This is a genomic window from Pseudomonas sp. Irchel s3h9, from assembly GCF_900187475.1.
Lineage (GTDB): Bacteria > Pseudomonadota > Gammaproteobacteria > Pseudomonadales > Pseudomonadaceae > Aquipseudomonas > Aquipseudomonas neuropathica.
In genome coordinates this window covers 189,625-203,284 of sequence record NZ_FYDH01000001.1, presented here as the reverse complement: position 1 = coordinate 203,284, position 13,660 = coordinate 189,625, and the positions used below count along the sequence as shown (strand labels likewise).

Annotated in this window: 14 protein-coding genes; 12 read left to right on the top strand and 2 right to left on the bottom strand. The window is 58.7% G+C overall.

Annotation, left to right across the window (positions count from 1 at the left end):
- The 3 genes from CKW26_RS00900 to CKW26_RS00890 are packed head-to-tail and all read left to right on the top strand — an operon-like array spanning position 1 to position 3,308.
- The gene (locus CKW26_RS00900; RefSeq protein WP_095047156.1) at positions 1 to 1,425 is read left to right on the top strand and encodes an L-lactate permease; all 1,425 of its coding nucleotides are present in this window, start codon (positions 1 to 3) and stop codon (positions 1,423 to 1,425) included.
- 27 nt (positions 1,426 to 1,452) lie between these two features.
- Positions 1,453 to 2,931 (top strand): PLP-dependent aminotransferase family protein, encoded by a 1,479-nt coding sequence (locus CKW26_RS00895; RefSeq protein ID WP_095047155.1) that lies wholly within the window; start codon positions 1,453 to 1,455, stop codon positions 2,929 to 2,931.
- Positions 2,932 to 2,960: 29 nt separating this feature from the next.
- Complete coding sequence (locus CKW26_RS00890; protein WP_095047154.1) at positions 2,961 to 3,308, top strand: hypothetical protein; 348 nt, start codon at positions 2,961 to 2,963, stop codon at positions 3,306 to 3,308.
- A 14-nt stretch (positions 3,309 to 3,322) separates the two neighbouring features.
- Here the strand turns inward: CKW26_RS00890 and CKW26_RS00885 are convergent, their stop codons facing one another.
- A complete protein-coding gene (locus CKW26_RS00885) occupies positions 3,323 to 3,613 on the bottom strand; it encodes a YceK/YidQ family lipoprotein (RefSeq protein ID WP_176471275.1) in 291 nt (96 codons plus the stop codon).
- A gap of 255 nt (positions 3,614 to 3,868) precedes the next feature.
- Between CKW26_RS00885 and CKW26_RS00880 the strand changes: the two genes are divergently transcribed.
- From CKW26_RS00880 to CKW26_RS00865, 4 genes are all read left to right on the top strand, one after another.
- Positions 3,869 to 4,927: a YhcG family protein gene (locus CKW26_RS00880; RefSeq protein ID WP_095047153.1), complete on the top strand. Its 1,059-nt coding sequence runs from the start codon at positions 3,869 to 3,871 to the stop codon at positions 4,925 to 4,927.
- Between the two features lie 67 nt (positions 4,928 to 4,994).
- Complete coding sequence (locus tag CKW26_RS00875; protein WP_095047152.1) at positions 4,995 to 5,969, top strand: alpha/beta fold hydrolase; 975 nt, start codon at positions 4,995 to 4,997, stop codon at positions 5,967 to 5,969.
- A 29-nt stretch (positions 5,970 to 5,998) separates the two neighbouring features.
- The gene (locus CKW26_RS00870; protein WP_016986326.1) at positions 5,999 to 6,412 is read left to right on the top strand and encodes a hypothetical protein; all 414 of its coding nucleotides are present in this window, start codon (positions 5,999 to 6,001) and stop codon (positions 6,410 to 6,412) included.
- Between the two features lie 6 nt (positions 6,413 to 6,418).
- Positions 6,419 to 6,871: a hypothetical protein gene (locus CKW26_RS00865; RefSeq protein ID WP_095047151.1), complete on the top strand. Its 453-nt coding sequence runs from the start codon at positions 6,419 to 6,421 to the stop codon at positions 6,869 to 6,871.
- 312 nt (positions 6,872 to 7,183) lie between these two features.
- Here the strand turns inward: CKW26_RS00865 and gabP are convergent, their stop codons facing one another.
- Positions 7,184 to 8,575 (bottom strand): GABA permease, encoded by a 1,392-nt coding sequence (gabP, locus tag CKW26_RS00860; protein ID WP_007909168.1) that lies wholly within the window; start codon positions 8,573 to 8,575, stop codon positions 7,184 to 7,186.
- A gap of 554 nt (positions 8,576 to 9,129) precedes the next feature.
- Here gabP and CKW26_RS00855 point away from each other — a divergent pair.
- The 5 genes from CKW26_RS00855 to CKW26_RS00835 all read left to right on the top strand — a co-directional run bounded on the left by CKW26_RS00855 (position 9,130) and on the right by CKW26_RS00835 (position 13,345).
- Positions 9,130 to 9,903: an ABC transporter ATP-binding protein gene (locus tag CKW26_RS00855; RefSeq protein ID WP_093430016.1), complete on the top strand. Its 774-nt coding sequence runs from the start codon at positions 9,130 to 9,132 to the stop codon at positions 9,901 to 9,903.
- Positions 9,904 to 9,916: 13 nt separating this feature from the next.
- Complete coding sequence (locus CKW26_RS00850; protein WP_095047150.1) at positions 9,917 to 10,669, top strand: ABC transporter substrate-binding protein; 753 nt, start codon at positions 9,917 to 9,919, stop codon at positions 10,667 to 10,669.
- Positions 10,670 to 10,747: 78 nt separating this feature from the next.
- The gene (locus tag CKW26_RS00845; RefSeq protein ID WP_095047149.1) at positions 10,748 to 11,440 is read left to right on the top strand and encodes an ABC transporter permease; all 693 of its coding nucleotides are present in this window, start codon (positions 10,748 to 10,750) and stop codon (positions 11,438 to 11,440) included.
- A complete protein-coding gene (locus tag CKW26_RS00840) occupies positions 11,440 to 12,129 on the top strand; it encodes an ABC transporter permease (protein ID WP_095047148.1) in 690 nt (229 codons plus the stop codon). Before CKW26_RS00845 ends, CKW26_RS00840 begins: the two co-directional genes overlap by 1 nt.
- Entirely contained in the window at positions 12,110 to 13,345 is a 1,236-nt protein-coding gene (locus CKW26_RS00835) for a methyltransferase (protein ID WP_095047147.1), read from the top strand. The genes CKW26_RS00840 and CKW26_RS00835 overlap by 20 nt, the downstream gene beginning before the upstream one ends.
- The last annotated feature ends 315 nt before the right edge of the window (positions 13,346 to 13,660 follow it).

Sequence of the window (13,660 nt, the reverse complement as noted above, 5' to 3'; positions counted from 1 at the left end):
ATGAGTTCTCTCTTGTTGCAAATGTCACCGATCGCGCTGGTGATCGCGTTGATCCTGATCGTCCGCCGACCGCCAGTGCAAGCGGCACTGGCCGGCGTAGTGCTGGTACTCGTGCTGTGGGCCTTGGGCGCAGCCGGGCCTGTGTCGGCGGCAATCAGCACGGCCATCTTTCAGGACACCACCATCCTGTTTCTCAGCACGGCGTGCGTGATCATCCCGGGGCTGGCCTTCGTCATCCTGGTCGAGCGCGGTGGTGCGCCGCAGGCCATCGGCGCCTGGGTCAAGGAACTCGGCTGGACGCCGCCGGCGCAAGTCATCTTCATCGTGCTGGGCCTCGCACCGCTGCTTGAAGCGATGACCGGTTTCGGCGTTTCGCTGATCGCAACCGTGCCATTGCTGATGGGGCTGTTCGCCCGCCAGTCGGGGATGAAAATCGCCCTCGCCGGGATGGTCATCATGCCGTGGGGCACACTGGGTCTGGCCACCGTGATCGGCGCGCTATTGGCGCACTTGCCGGCGCAAACCCTTGGTAGTCATTCGGCGCTGATCAGTGCGCCAGTGTTCCTCTGCCTGGCGGCGATTGCTCTGTGGCAGGGTGGCATCCGTAAGGTTTCGCCGTGGCTTGGACTGATCGTGGTGACGGCGCTGTTCGTCGCGGTGCTGTTTTCCATCAACCTGTGGATCGGCCCGGAAGTCTCCGGTGTGCTGGCCGGTCTGGCAGTGGCTTGCGTCGGCCTGGGGATCTCTTATGCACAACGGAAGAAACTGGTGCGCTGGCCGAACGCAGCCTGGCCCTATCTGGCCTTGCTGGGGGTAATCGTTGCGTCGCGCGGGTTGTTCGTCCTGTCGGGCTGGGATGCGCTGTGGATCATCAAAGGCGAGCATGTTTCGTGGAAGCCATTGGCCTCCCCGGGGCTGGCGTTGCTGATCGTCACGCTGTTGATGGCAATCAAGCAAAGCGCCGCCGCAGGCTTCCCGTGGCGAGCGCTGTTCAACCGGGCGAAGTTTCCGGTCACGACAATTTTCCTGTTCCTGCTGCTTTCGCAGGTGATGGTCAACGCCGGTTTCCTGGTCGAAGCACAGCGCACACTGCAATCGTTGTCGGGGATTTCCCTGGCGCCAACCATCGCAGTGCTGGCGGGGCTTGCCGGTTACGTCACCGGTTCCAACGTCGGCGGCAACACCCTCGTCATGCCGTCCATCGCCGCGCTGAGCAGCGAACACGGTGCATGGCTGGCCGCGATGGTCAACAGTGCCGCCGGGCATGGCGCACTGGGGTCGCTGTCGATCCTGTCGCTGATCACCGGGCTGGCGGGCGCCAATCGGCATGAAGAAAACAACCTGATCCGATTCGCCTTCGGCCTGGTTGCGCTCAACATCGTCATAGTTGCTGCAACGGGAGTCGTTTTGCTCTACTTTCTCTGAATTGTTTCGAGACATCACAGAGAACTTATGGACAGGTTTGATCTACCGGACAAGCGCTGGCGGATAGTCAAGGACTGGATTATTCGTCAGATCGACAGCGGTGAGTGGGCAGCCGAAGCGAAACTGCCCTCGATCCGTACGCTGGCGCGAATGTTTGAAACCAGCATCACCACCGTTCAACGCGCGTTGGCGGATCTGGAAGCCGATGCTTACGTTTCGACCAAACCGCGCATCGGCTACTTCGTCTCAGCCTCCGGACAAGCAAAACCCGCCAGGGGCTTTGACTTCTCCAGTGTCACCGTCAACGTCAATCATGCGGTGGTCGCGATGCTCTCCCAAGCGGCCTCGCGCACCACCGCGTCGTTGAATTCAGCGGTGTTGCACAGCGACCTCACACCCAACGTGCTGCTCAACAAGTGCCTGTCGGTATTGGCTGGCAAAGCTGACAACTCGCTCACCGGACTGGTCGCACCGCCCGGTCTGCCGGCACTGCGACGACGCATCGCCGGGCTGATGCTGACCCGTGGCGTGGTCTGCGGGCCGGACGATATTCTGGTGACGTCGGGCGACACCATTGCCTTGGAACTGGCCCTCGAAGCCGTCGCCTCGAAAGGCGCTACGGTCGCGATCGAAACGCCGACTTATTACGGCATCCTGCAGACCATCGAACGCCTGGGCATGCGTGCCTTGCCCATCCGCACGCACGGTAAACTCGGTCTCGATGTCGATCACCTCGAAGAAGCGTTGAAGCTGAAAAAGGTCGCGGTGATCTTTCTCAACCCAACCCTGCAGAACCCGCGAGGTTTCATCATGCCCGACGAGACTCGCGCACGGCTGTCACAGATCGCACGCGAAGCGGACGTGCCGATTATCGAGGACGACATCTTCTTCGACCTGGTGCCGGAAGGCGATCGCCCCCGCGCCATCAAGAGCTACGACACCAGCGGGCAGACGATTTACTGCTCGTCGTTCTCCAAGACCATCGCGCCGGGTTATCGCGTCGGCTGGTGTCTGGCTGGCAAGTACCGCAATGCCATTCTGGCGCAGATGTTTTCGCGCAATCTGGCGGTTTCCAGCCTTGCGCAAAATGTCCTCAACGAATTTATCGGGCGCGGCTACATGGAAGAGCACTGCGCCAGACTCCGCTCGCAACTGTCGTCGCTGGCCAGTTTTGTCGAAGCGCTGGTGCGCACGGATTTCCCTGCGGGCACCGTGTACGTGCCGCCACGTGGAGGGTTCATCCATTGGATTGAACTGCCGCTACACACCGACATGTCGGCATTGCAGGATTTAGCCAGCGAACGCGGCTGCCACGTGGCCGGCAACGGCATCTTCTTCGCCGACGGGCATGCAACCACGGGTGTGCGCATCTGCCTTGGCACTGCGCTGACTCCGGGAGTGATCGAGATCCTCAAGGTGATTGCCGAAAGCGCACACCTCGCCGGGCGACCCTCTGACGGACGGCAAAACCTGACTGAGCAACATCAAGAACCAGCCGTTTCCTGAGCGCAAAAGGACGTTTGCAGTAACACTTCATGAATCAGAAAAGAACCCGCATTCCCCTGCCCCATCCGCCGCCGTATCGCCAGAGCCGGACAACCTTCTGGCTGACCGTGCTCGTCGGCGTACTGATTGCCTTCGCCCTGTGTGCATCGATCTACATACTGATCGACAGCTGGATCAGCGGCGCCATCACCACCACCAACCGTGGCCCCAAGCACACCTATTACCTAGCTGTGCAACCACGACGGTTCTGGATCGAGTTTGTCTCGCAAAGCCTAGGAACCGTGTTTCTGCTGGCTGCCGGGGTGTTCGGCCTATGGATTTATCGCAAAGTGCAGGAGCCGGCGGAGAAGCCCAAAGGCAAGCGCATACGACGATAATCAGGTCAGCGGTTTCAGAGCGTATTGACGTAGTCGATGGGCAACAGAACGGTATCCACGGCGGCATCTACCGGTAGCGATACGACAGTTATCAAAGGGCAAACGATCGTGACATAACAGATCACCGCTGTTGGCTTGCCGTCGTCATCCCTCACGCCGAGCAGGCGTAAATTACCGTCGACACCCTTGTAGTAAGGCTCTGGCGAGGCGCCACTCAAGCGCCCCGTCATCGTTCCACAACCGGCCAACAGCGCAACAAGGCTCGCCACGGAGCCAAAACGCAAAATCCCTTTCAATTCCAACATCCTTCTGACCATAAAGCGTGAGGGCCGCGATTGTACGCACAATCAACCGCGACCTCCGCGCCTGGCACCCGTGATTAATCGCTCGGGGCCCGTGCGAAATGGACTACAGACCGAAACCACCAAAAGCGCTCTTCGCCAGCAACTTCCTGCAACACCCATCCCGTCTTCCTGCTCGCTTCCAAGGCTCGGCCGACATCCTTCGCAAGCGGTTCTCGGCATGCTGACGCTTCTGTTTTCAATGATGCGGAAAATTCGATGAGCCAGCTGAAACCTGCTGACCTGCAAGACCCGAAAATCGATTCATTGCTGGGCGATCTTGGCGAACTGATCCGTCAGGCACGGCAAAAAGTGCTGCGTGTGGTCGATACGATTCAGGTTCAGACCTGTTGGCAGATTGGCCGGCATATTGTTGAGCTTGAACAGGACGGCGCCCGGCGAGCGGGGTATGGCAAGCAGTTGCTGGCCATACTGGCGAAGGATCTGACGGTTCAATTCGGGAAGGGATTTGATGAGACCAACCTGCGCAAGGTGCGCCTTTTCTATCAGACCTTCCCAATTCGAGACGCACTGCGTCCCGAATTGAGCTGGACGCACTATCGCAGGCTCCTGCGGGTTGAAAGTGACAAGGCTCGCCAGTGGTACATGGATGAGTGCGCCACCCTCAACTGGTCCAGCCGCGCTCTGGATCGCCAGATCAATACGCTCTACTACGAACGCCTGCTGATGAGCCGGGACAAGGCCGGTGTGATCGACGAAGCCACAACCAACATTGCCGCCCTGAACTGCCATCCACGCGAGTTCATTCGCGACCCCGTCATTCTCGAGTTTCTCGGCCTGCCATCGCCGGGCAAGGTCAACGAAACCGGACTTGAGCAAGCGCTCATCGATCACCTGCAGAGCTTCCTGCTTGAACTGGGCAAAGGGTTTTCCTTTGTCGCTCGACAACAACGCATCAGCGCCGGTGGCTCGGATCTGTACATCGATCTTGTGTTTTACAACTACTTGCTCAAATGCTTCGTGATCATTGATCTCAAACGCGGCCAGCTCAGTGCGCGTGATGTCGGACAGATGGACATGTACGTGCGCATGTACGACGAACTCAAGCGCAGTGAAGGCGACAAACCCACTGTCGGGATCATTCTGTGTTCACAGGACAACGAGGCCGTCGCGCGCTACTCAATACTCAAAGGCAGTGAGCAACTGTTTGCCAGCAGCTATAAAACGGTGCTGCCAAGTGTGGAAGAACTGCGAGCGGAGCTGCAAAGAGAGCAAGCATTGATCGAGGAACGCTTGCTCACCGAGTCCACTGAATAAGCGCTGCGGATTGTCCGCTGGATGCACTGAGACTATTGTTGCCAGCTACCCGCGAAGGTCGAGCGCCATGAGTTTTCAGGACACGCCTCCATTGCCAGCTCTGCAGCGCAAGCCGCTATTGGCCGCCGAGCTGCAAAATGAAGCCTTCAAGGAAACAGCCGCCGACGGTTTTGTCCTTGGCGGTTTCACCTGGCGCCATGCCCTGCCCGACCTTCAGCGCCCGGTGGTGATCATCAACGCCGCCACGTCCGTGCGCTGTCGCCATTACTCGCGTTTCGCGGCCTATCTGTTCGCCAATGGTTTCGATGTGATCATCTTCGACTACCGTGGCATCGGCGAATCTCGACCCGACTCAATGAAAGGCCTTGAGGCCTCGTGGACAGACTGGGGCGCGCTGGATTTCGAGGCGATGCTCAAACGCGCACAACGGCAATTTCCCGGTCAGCCGATCGATGTGGTCGGCCACAGTTTTGGTGGCTGCGCCGCTGGCCTCGGTGAGTCGGGAAAGTTTATCCGACGGCTGGTCACCGTCGGTGCGCAGTTCGCCTACTGGCGCGATTACGCCCCCGAACAGCGCTGGCGCATGTTCGGCAAATGGCATGTGTTGATGCCACTGCTGACGCTGGTCTGCGGTTACTTCCCGGGCAAACGTCTTGGCTGGCTGGAGGATACGCCGGCCGGTGTAGTGCGCGACTGGAGCACGCCTGCCGCCCATTATGAACGGCGTCCCAGTGGCAGCAGGATGTTGGCAAAAAATGCAAAATTGCCCTTCGCCAATGTCCGTGCGCAGACCTTGGCCATCAGCATCAGCGACGATCCCTACGGCACGATTCCAGCCATCGAACGCCTGCTCGACTACTTCAGTAACGCTGCAAAAACCCACTTGCGCATCGAACCGCAGGACATCAACGAACAACAAGTCGGACATTTCGCCTTTTTTCGCAGCGCATACCAAGCCACACTATGGCCCATCGCTCTGACCTGGCTGCAAACCGGAGAACTGGCCCCCGATACTCCCGGGCGGCAAGTGCCGCGCAGCTGAGCCCCTCTCAACGCACGACGGAACACATCATGGCCTCCGCCAACAAGCAGCAAAAACGCGCCACCCGGGCCAAAGCCAAGGCCAAACAGAACCGCACCAAACGCGCCGAAGCGCCGGTCGAGCTGGACCCGAACGATGATCGTATCGACTTCGAATCGGTGGACCTGACCGAGCTGTTCAAGAAAATGATCGACGCCGAGAAGATCAGCCAGCAAGCGCTGTGCAGCGCGTTCCTCGAAGACCCGCTGCTGGAGCTGGTCTACGAACAGGAAGGCGAAGAAGGCGCGATGGATTTCATCCTCGCCGCACTGATCGAGTACCGCCAGTGGTCGCAGGAAACCGACGAGGCCGGCGCGCTGGCATGGATCGAATCCCCGGCCTTCCAGGCCGACTATGTGGCGGCGTCCGACGCGATCGCCGCGCAAACCCAACAGAAGAACTGAGTTCCCATGGCATCCCTGAACAAGCAACAGAAACGCGCCAAACGCGCCAAGGCCAAAGCCAAACAAATCCGTATGGTCGGCCGCAAGCCGCTGGACCAGGACGAAGACCTCGACCACCTCGCCGAGCCGATCCCGGAATACACCCTGGCGATGTTCAGCAAAATGCGCGACGCCGAAGCCGTCAGCCGCAACGAAATGCTGCTGACCCTGCTGCGCGAACTGGCGTTCGTCATCGTTGATCATCCAGAACTGCTCGACATGGAAAACGCCGACAACGAAGGCATGGCCGCCACCCACCTGGCCGCCGACATGCTGATCGACTACCGCATGTGGGCTGAAGGCGTAACGATCGAAGAGGCCCAAGCCTGGCTGAGCGAACCGCAGTTCATCACCGATTTCGGGATTGCGCTGGATGCTTATGGCAAGTCGGTTGAAGACACCGAACCCAAGGCCGAGTAATTTTTTCCGCTTCACGTCCACGCACGATCAGGAAAAGGAAGTCAGATGAAGACAGCAGACTCACGCGAGGACGGGCAAATCCCGAAAGCAGAAGACTCAGCAGCGAACCTCGAGAGCGACCCTGTTAAATCTCTCAAACAACCAACTTGGGATGAATGGTTCGACGGAGAGAAATGCAGCTCAGACTTCATGCTCTCGCGAGAGCAAAGCTGATTCGGATCTGAAGCGCAGAATATTTCGAAACCGTTAGCAGAAACAAAAACGGCCGCTAGTCATCACTGACAGCGGCCGTTTTGCGTTACGCGTAACGGATCAGTTCAACACCACCGCACCACGTTTTTCCAGTTTGCGCCGGCGTGCCACCAGCAAACCGGCAGCCACCACCATCAGGCTCAGCAGACCAGTCGCGAGGATCTCCACGCGGTGCGCTTCCTGGAACAACATGATGGTCAGGGCCGCGACGATGAAGATGATCACCGCGTAGGTCAGGCCCGGGAACAGCCACATGCTGAAGACGATTTTCTCGCCGCGCGCCATGCGTTGTTTACGCATACGCAGTTGCGAGAAAGCGATCACCAGGTACACCAGCAGTGCGATCGCGCCGGAGCTGGCCAGCAGGAATTCGAACACCGCCGCCGGGGCCACGTAGTTGGCGAAGGTGCACAGGAACGCAGCGCCGGTGGACAGCATGACCGCCCAGTAAGGTGTGCCGCTTTTGTTCACCCGAGTCGCCATGGCCGGTGCATCGCCACGCTTGCCGAGGGAGAAGAGCATGCGCGACGAGGTATACAGCGCCGAGTTCAGGCAGCTGGTCACCGCGACCAGCACCACGATGTCGACGATCATTTTCGCGTTCGGGATGCCCATGCGCTCAAGCACGGTCTGGTAGGAACCGAGGTTGGCCAGCGTAGGATCGTTCCATGGCACCAGAGCCACAACGATGAAGATCGACACGAGGTAGAACAGGCCGATCCGCCAGATCACCGAGTTGGTGGCCTTGGAGATTTGCTTGCCCGGGTTCTTCGATTCCGCGGCCGCGATGGTCACGATCTCGGTACCCATGAAGGAGAACATGGTGGTCAGGATCGCACCGAGTACCGCGCCCATGCCGTTGGGCAGGAAGCCGCCGCTGTCGAACAGATGCGAAACGCCGCTGACCTGGCTGTTCGGCAGAAAGCCGAAGATCGCCGCAAGGCCGAGGATGATGAAGCCGATGATTGCCAGCACTTTGATCAGTGCGAACCAGAATTCGAACTCGCCGTAATTCTTTACGCTGAACAGGTTGGTGACGGTCAACAACAAGGTGATGACCAGCGCGAACGCCCAGATGCCGACATCAGGGAACCATGCATGGAGAATGGTTGCGGCGGCGTTGGCTTCCAGTGGAATCACCAAGACCCAGAACCACCAGTACAGCCAGCCGATGGTGAAACCGGCCCAGTGCCCGATGGCACGGTCGGCGTATGTCGAGAAGGAGCCAGTGTCCGGCGAGGCAACGGCCATTTCGCCGAGCATGCGCATCACTAAAACCACCAGGGTACCGGCGGCGGCGTAGGCCAGCAGCACGGCAGGGCCGGCGGCAGCGATGGCGTGGCCGGAGCCAACGAACAGACCGGCGCCGATTACACCGGCGATCGACAACATGGTCACATGACGCGGTTTGAGCCCCTGTTCGAGGCCATTGGAGCTTGGGGTACTGCTCATCGAAACTACCTTTGCAAGGAAAGCGATTGCGTCCGGCCCGTCTGGCATTTTCTTTCTCGTAAAAAGAAACCAACGGGGCGTTCCTTATTCTGCACGCAAGTTTTGCGCCAAAATGTTTCAAACTCTTCTGTGCCGCGGCTTTGCGCGCGACCGGACAGTCATCGCAAGTCCTTGGATTTAATGGCAATCCGCCAGAGCGTTACCCTGCGACTCACTTTTCAAACGAAACAGCGCACCAGAAACACACTGAAAAAGTGTGGGATGCACAATAAAAGGGCGATTCAGGAACGTTCGGCCGGATAGCGCTTCCAACACCCCGCCAAAGCTGGCAACATCGCGCCTTTTTTTACGCGACACCCACGGGTTTGCACGATCAAACACCCGTTCGGTTGTTGATGGGGCGACAGTCTGCTGTGCCGATGCGACAACCTGCCACATGCCACCCGTTAACCGCTCGTAGCGCTGTTGGCTGCCATTGAAACGCTATGCTAGCTTGGCCGCCTCGCCAGGAAGGCCATCCAACAGCAGGAGCGCAACATATATGAGGAACGCACATGGCTGAGGCCACGCCCGCGCTTGAAATCCGCAACTTGCATAAACGCTACGGACAGCTTGAGGTGCTCAAAGGTATCTCGCTGACCGCACGCGACGGCGATGTGATCTCGATCCTCGGTTCCTCCGGTTCCGGCAAGTCCACGTTCCTGCGCTGCATCAATCTTCTTGAAAACCCGCACCAGGGCCAGATTCTGGTGGCCGGCGAAGAACTCAAGCTCAAATCCGCCAAAAATGGCGAACTGATTGCCGCCGACGGCAAACAGATCAACCGCCTGCGCTCCGAGATTGGTTTTGTGTTTCAAAACTTTAATCTGTGGCCGCACATGAGCATCCTCGACAACATCATCGAGGCACCGCGCCGCGTGCTCGGCCAGAGCAAGGCCGAAGCCATCGAAGTGGCGGAAGCGCTGCTGGCCAAGGTCGGCATCGCCGACAAGCGCCATGCCTACCCGGCGCAACTGTCCGGTGGCCAGCAACAACGCGCAGCGATTGCCCGCACCCTGGCGATGCAACCGAAGGTGATCCTGTTCGATGAACCCACCTCGGCGCTTGACCCGGAAATGGTTCAGGAAGTACTTAGTGTCATCCGCGCATTGGCCGAAGAAGGCCGCACCATGCTGCTCGTGACCCACGAAATGGGTTTCGCCCGTCAGGTCTCCAGCGAAGTGGTGTTCCTTCATCAGGGCCTTATAGAAGAGCAAGGATCGCCTCAGCAGGTGTTCGAAAACCCGCTTTCGGCGCGCTGCAAACAATTCATGTCCAGCAACCGCTAACGGAGCAACATGCATGCAGAATTTTAAAAAGGTCTTCCTGGCCGCCGCCGTCACCTTGGCGTTCAGCGCCGGTGCCATGGCCGAAACACTGAAGATGGGCATCGAAGCGGCTTACCCGCCGTTCAACAACAAAGACGCCAGCGGCAACGTGGTCGGCTTCGACAAAGACATCGGCGACGCCCTGTGCGCGAAGATGAAAGTCGAGTGCACCGTGGTCACTTCCGACTGGGACGGCATCATCCCGGCCCTGAACGCGAATAAATTCGACTTCCTGATCTCCTCGCTGTCGATCACCGACGAGCGCAAGGGCGCGGTCGACTTCACCGACCCGTACTACTCGAACAAACTGCAGTTCATTGCACCGAAAAACGTCGACTTCAAAACCGACAAGGACTCGCTGAAGGGCAAGTCCATCGGTACCCAGCGTGCCACGCTGGCCGGCACCTGGCTGGAAGACAACTACGGCAGCGATCTCAACGTCAAACTCTATGACACTCAGGAAAACGCCTACCTCGACCTGACGTCCGGTCGTGTCGACGCGATCCTCGCCGACAAGTACGCCAACTACGACTGGCTGAAAAGCGACGCGGGCAAGAACTACGAGTTCAAGGGCGACCCGGTTGTAGAAAGCGACAAGATCGGCATCGCTGTGCGCAAGGGTGACAACGAACTGCGCAACAAGCTGAACGCTGCCCTGAAGGAAATCGTCGCCGACGGTACCTACAAGAAGATCAACGACAAGTACTTCCCGTTCAGCATCTATTGATCCTGACCTGTGGGACTGGCGCCGTGATTGCACGGTGCCGGCTCCCGACTTTGCCTGCCGCAATTTGAACAGAAACCCATGATTATCGACCTCTACGGATTCGGCCCGGCCCTCGCTGCCGGCGCGCTGATGACCGTCCAACTGGCTCTCACCGCCCTATGCCTGGGACTGGTGCTCGGCCTGCTCGGCGCCTTGGCCAAGACTTCCCCGTACAAGCCGCTGCAATGGCTTGGCGAAACCTACTCGACCATCGTACGTGGTGTGCCGGAACTGCTTTGGGTTCTGCTGATCTACCTCGGCACCGTCAAGACGATGAATGCCATTGGCGAATACTTTGGCAATCCAGACCTGGCGCTAAGCCCCTTTGTGGCGGGCGTAACCGCACTCGGACTGTGCTTCGGCGCCTATGCCACGGAGGTATTTCGTGGCGCCATCCTGGCCATTCCGAAAGGACACCGTGAGGCCGGTCAGGCCCTGGGCCTGTCGAAATGGCGGATCTTCACCCGGTTGATCATGCCGCAGATGTGGCGCATCGCCCTGCCCGGCCTGGGCAATCTGTTCATGATCCTGATGAAAGACACCGCTCTGGTGTCGGTCATCGGCCTGGAAGAAATCATGCGCAATGCGCAGAACGCCGTGACCTTCGCCAAGCATCCATTCACCTTCTATCTGGTCGCAGCCGTCATGTATCTGGGCCTGACCATATTGGCGATGGCCACCATGCACTTCATGGAAAAACGCGCCGCCCGTGGCTTCGTGAGGACGACGTAATGGAATGGGAAGTCATCTATAAGTGGCTGCCGAAGTTCTTTCAGGGCGCCGTCCTGACACTCGAACTGGTGGGCATCGCCGTTATTCTCGGGTTGTTGCTGGCGATTCCTCTGGGCATCGCGCGCTCCTCCAAGCTCTGGTTTGTTCGCGCATTTCCTTACGCTTACATCTTTTTCTTTCGTGGCACTCCGTTGCTCGTACAACTGTTTCTGGTCTACTACGGCCTGGCTCAGTTCGACGCCGTACGCGACAGTTTCATGTGGCCGTATTTGCGAGAACCCTTCTGGTGCGCTGTCGCCACGATGACCCTGCATACTGCCGCCTATATCGCCGAAATCCTGCGTGGCGCCATTCAAGCGATCCCGCCGGGCGAGATCGAAGCCGCGCGTGCACTGGGCATGTCCAAGGCCAAGGCATTGTTCTATATCGTCCTGCCGCGCGCCGCGCGCATCGGCCTGCCGGCCTACAGCAACGAAGTCATCCTGATGTTGAAGGCCAGTTCTCTGGCGAGCACGGTGACCTTGCTCGAGCTCACCGGCATTACCCGCACGATCATTGCCCGCAACTACCTCCACGTGGATATGTTCTTCACCGCAGGCGTCATTTACCTGCTGATGTCGTTTGTTCTCGTTCAGGCATTCAAACAGCTGGAGCGATGGTTGCGCGTCGATGCCTGCCAAGGGCGTTGACTCCTCCTGCGTGCTGACGGGCGAGGAGTTACTCGCCCGCTTCACTGCGCTGGATGCTTTTTTGATTGAGCATCAGGTGCTGTGGAAACCTCGTCCGTTCACTCATCTTTCGCCTGCCTGGGAAGCGTCCTACCCGGAGCTGGCCTTGTGGCTACGCGGGCGCTCACTGGAAGACGCGGAAAGTGCTCACAACCAACCCGCTGATCTGGCCGATGCGCCGCAGCCGTTTGCTTCATTGGCGACTCTGTCGGCTGAGCTGAGCGCGGTCGGTGAGTTGCCGGGGCATGCGCTGGAAGCTGCGGGGCATCGGCTGAATGTCGATGTACCGGGACGCAAGTGGCAGCAGATCGAGGCGTTTGCCAGCCGTTTGTCCTTTGCTTCGCAGCCGACGCATTGGCTGGACTGGTGCTCGGGCAAGGGGCATTTAGGGCGGCGCTTGCTGGGGGCGGGGCAGCAACTGACTTGTGTTGAATATGACCCTCTATTGGTCGCCAGCGGTCAGGCACTAAGTCAGCGTCATCACTTGCACGCTTTGCATGTGGAACAGGATGTACTGGCGGCGAATGCCTCTACCGTGTTGAGCGCGACTCACACACCCGCGGCCCTCCACGCCTGCGGCGATCTGCATGTGCGCTTGATGCAACTGGCCAGTGCTGCCGGCTGCCAGCAAATGGCGATCGCGCCCTGCTGTTACAACCGCATCAGTCGCAGCGAGTATCAGGCATTGTCCTCCGTCGGTTTGCGATCCGCCCTACAGCTCTCGCTCGAAGATCTGGCTCTACCCATGAGCGAAACTGTCACCGCCGGTGCACGGGTCCGACGTCAGCGTGACACCTCCATGGCCCGGCGCTTGGCTTTCGATTTGCTGCAACGGCAAGTACGTGGAATTGACGAATACCTGCCCACCCCGTCCCTGCCCAGCGCCTGGTTGGACAAAACCTTCGCCGATTACTGCCGCGATCTGGCAGCGCTGAAAGAGTTATCCACAATCGGCTCGCCAGATTGGTCGACACTGGAAGCCGCCGGTTGGCAGCGGTTGGCCGAAGTTCGCAATCTGGAATTGCTTCGCGGATTGTTCCGACGGCCGCTGGAGCTTTGGCTGAATCTGGATCGAGCGCTTTTCCTTGAAGAACAGGGCTACACCGTCCGCCTAGGCACCTTCTGCGACACCCCGCTGACTCCGCGTAATTTGCTGCTACTGGCCGAACGCGTTTAAAACATCACAGCCTGTGGATAACTCTGTTGATGGTTTTCCCATGGATCCAATATCTGCGCCTGTTTCGCTGCATTAACAGCACTGGTCATTTTTTGTTCATATGAATAAAAAACCTGTAAAACAGGTATTTGCGAACAAAATGAGAATGGATTCACAAAACCCCGCCTGAGTCCGATTTCGTGGCTCTCAGTTGTGCATAAGCTGCCAATCAAAACGACATAACCGCCGAATAATGGGCTTACCGAGCGAATAATTGCGGCGCTCAAGAAAGCCGAAATTCAACTGTGCACCCTGTCAAACAGCCCTATCGTACGT

Bases quoted from the DNA above. Each gene is read 5' to 3' on its own strand.
- CKW26_RS00900 (WP_095047156.1), top strand. From the start codon at position 1: ATGAGTTCTCTCTTGTTGCAAATGTCACCGATCGCGCTGGTGATCGCG.
- CKW26_RS00895 (WP_095047155.1), top strand. From the start codon at position 1,453: ATGGACAGGTTTGATCTACCGGACAAGCGCTGGCGGATAGTCAAGGAC.
- CKW26_RS00890 (WP_095047154.1), top strand. From the start codon at position 2,961: ATGAATCAGAAAAGAACCCGCATTCCCCTGCCCCATCCGCCGCCGTAT.
- CKW26_RS00885 (WP_176471275.1), bottom strand. From the start codon at position 3,613: ATGTTGGAATTGAAAGGGATTTTGCGTTTTGGCTCCGTGGCGAGCCTT.
- CKW26_RS00880 (WP_095047153.1), top strand. From the start codon at position 3,869: ATGAGCCAGCTGAAACCTGCTGACCTGCAAGACCCGAAAATCGATTCA.
- CKW26_RS00875 (WP_095047152.1), top strand. From the start codon at position 4,995: ATGAGTTTTCAGGACACGCCTCCATTGCCAGCTCTGCAGCGCAAGCCG.
- CKW26_RS00870 (WP_016986326.1), top strand. From the start codon at position 5,999: ATGGCCTCCGCCAACAAGCAGCAAAAACGCGCCACCCGGGCCAAAGCC.
- CKW26_RS00865 (WP_095047151.1), top strand. From the start codon at position 6,419: ATGGCATCCCTGAACAAGCAACAGAAACGCGCCAAACGCGCCAAGGCC.
- gabP (WP_007909168.1), bottom strand. From the start codon at position 8,575: ATGAGCAGTACCCCAAGCTCCAATGGCCTCGAACAGGGGCTCAAACCG.
- CKW26_RS00855 (WP_093430016.1), top strand. From the start codon at position 9,130: ATGGCTGAGGCCACGCCCGCGCTTGAAATCCGCAACTTGCATAAACGC.
- CKW26_RS00850 (WP_095047150.1), top strand. From the start codon at position 9,917: ATGCAGAATTTTAAAAAGGTCTTCCTGGCCGCCGCCGTCACCTTGGCG.
- CKW26_RS00845 (WP_095047149.1), top strand. From the start codon at position 10,748: ATGATTATCGACCTCTACGGATTCGGCCCGGCCCTCGCTGCCGGCGCG.
- CKW26_RS00840 (WP_095047148.1), top strand. From the start codon at position 11,440: ATGGAATGGGAAGTCATCTATAAGTGGCTGCCGAAGTTCTTTCAGGGC.
- CKW26_RS00835 (WP_095047147.1), top strand. From the start codon at position 12,110: ATGCCTGCCAAGGGCGTTGACTCCTCCTGCGTGCTGACGGGCGAGGAG.